Consider the following 1,900-nt stretch of genomic DNA (forward strand, 5'->3'; position numbering starts at 1 on the left):
GTCCGGGGGTGGGCAGTTCGCGCGCCGTCCCGGCCCGCAGCTCGGCCGCGAAGAGCCGCCCTGACAAGGCGAAAGAGGCCAGTTCGACGGCCGCGTCGGTGGCGTAGCCGACGATGCCGGCGCCGCCCTCGCGGCTGCGCTCACGCCGGGCCCGCTCCTCTGGCGACAGATGCTCCTCGGCGCCGCCCAGGAGGGCGCGCGGGTCGGCGGCGACGCGTTCGCCGCCCTCCTCGGTATCGAGGATCCACAGCGAATTGGCCCGGTCCGTGCCGGAGCCGGAGCGCAGGAAGGCGACCCGGGACCCGTCGGGTGCCACGGTGAACGAACGCGGCGCGCCGAGCGTGAACCGCTGGGTGCGGGCGTGCCGTTTGGGGAAGGAGTCGGACTCGGTCGTCATGCCTTGACCATATTGGCCATGCGCCCCCTTGTGCGGCCGTGCGCCGAGAGATGCGCGCGCACGGATAGTTATGATCACTAGCGCATAGTGGGTATCAACCAGGTACCCGCTGCGTGGATTTATCTGCCCCAAGGTGGGACCGCGTCCGACCGCGTCCGACCCTCCCCATGTCCCTGGGCTTATTGGAGGTGAGCCGCCGTGGCACTCTCGATTTCGGCGGTTGTGCTGCTGGCGATCATCGTCTTCCTGCTGGTCAAGAAGTCAGGGTTGAAGGCGGGGCACGCGGTCGTGTGCATGCTCCTCGGCTTCTACCTGGCTTCGTCGACCGTCGCGCCCACGATCAGTGAGCTGACGACGAACCTCGCGGGGATGATCGGGAGCATCAACTTCTGAGCGGGCCGTCCCCACGGACGGCCTCCCTCGGTACGAGGACGAGCGCGCGGCCTCATAGGGTGGAGGCCATGACGGAACTCCCCGCCCGGCGTCTGCTGCTGGTGCACGCGCACCCGGACGACGAGTCGATCAACAACGGCGTCACCATGGCCAGGTATGCCGCCGAAGGCGCCCACGTGACGCTGGTGACGTGCACCCTCGGCGAGCGGGGCGAGGTCATCCCGCCCGAGCTCGGGCACCTGACCGGACCCGCCCTGGGCGGGCACCGCAGGGGCGAGCTGGCGGCGGCGATGCGCGCGCTCGGCGTCGAGGACTTCCGGCTGCTCGGCGGGCCGGGACGGTTCGCCGACTCCGGGATGATGGGGCTGCCCGACAACGACGACCCCGGCTGCCTGTGGCAGGCGGACGTCGACCGGGCCGCCGGACTCCTCGTCGAGGTGATCCGCGAGGTGCGTCCACAGGTGCTCGTCACCTACGACCCCGACGGCGGCTACGGCCACCCCGACCACATCCAGGCCCACCGCATCGCCATGCGCGCCGTCGAGCTGGCCGCCGAGGCGGGGTGCCCGGTCGACAAGGTCTACTGGAACCGCGTCCCCCGCACCGTCGCCGAGGACGCCTTCGCCCGCCTCCGCGACGACCTGCCCGGCCTGCCCTTCGAGAAGGCGGCCGGCGTCGAGGACGTACCGGGCGTCGTCGGCGACGAGCGGATCACCACCGAGATCCGCGGCGACGGCGGCGCGAACGCCGCCAAGACCGCGGCCATGCGCGCGCACGTCACGCAGATCACCGTCGCCGAGCCGTACTTCGTCCTCTCCAACGAACTGGCCCAGCCGGTCTTCACCACCGAGTACTACGAGCTGGTGCGCGGCGAGCGGTCCGGGGACGGCGACGGACGCGAGAGCGACCTCTTCGCCGGGATCGACGGGACCGACGGGACCACCGGGATCGACGGGACCGCGAGGACCGCGGGGATCGAGGCGGCATCGTGAGCGGGCGTACCGAGCCGACGACCTCCGCCCTGGCCCAGCCGCTGCGCGCGCCCTCGCTCGGGCGGGCCGCCCTCTATCTGGGGCTCTTCGTGCTCGGTGCCCTGGTCGGGGTGGCGGG

General features: G+C 71.8%; 3 protein-coding genes and 1 pseudogene. 3 read left to right on the forward strand and 1 reads right to left on the reverse strand.

The window, feature by feature from the left end:
• Positions 1 to 397 (reverse strand): annotated as a pseudogene (locus tag EBH09_RS39200) (S9 family peptidase); the annotation flags it as partial.
• 198 nt (positions 398 to 595) lie between these two features.
• Between EBH09_RS39200 and EBH09_RS24295 the strand changes: the two are divergent.
• From EBH09_RS24295 to EBH09_RS39205, 3 genes are all read left to right on the forward strand, one after another.
• Entirely contained in the window at positions 596 to 790 is a 195-nt protein-coding gene (locus EBH09_RS24295; RefSeq protein ID WP_121749054.1) for a hypothetical protein, read from the forward strand.
• Positions 791 to 858: 68 nt separating this feature from the next.
• Positions 859 to 1,782, forward strand: a complete 924-nt coding sequence (gene mshB / locus EBH09_RS24300) for an N-acetyl-1-D-myo-inositol-2-amino-2-deoxy-alpha-D-glucopyranoside deacetylase (protein WP_121749055.1) — start codon at positions 859 to 861, stop codon at positions 1,780 to 1,782.
• Positions 1,779 to 1,900 (forward strand): DUF6113 family protein (locus EBH09_RS39205; protein ID WP_238697451.1); only part of this gene is annotated, 122 nt, incomplete at its 3' end. The genes mshB and EBH09_RS39205, both read left to right, overlap by 4 nt.

It is taken from the genome of Streptomyces sp. E2N166 (genome assembly GCF_003671715.1).
GTDB classification, from domain to species: Bacteria; Actinomycetota; Actinomycetes; order Streptomycetales; family Streptomycetaceae; genus Streptomyces; species Streptomyces thinghirensis.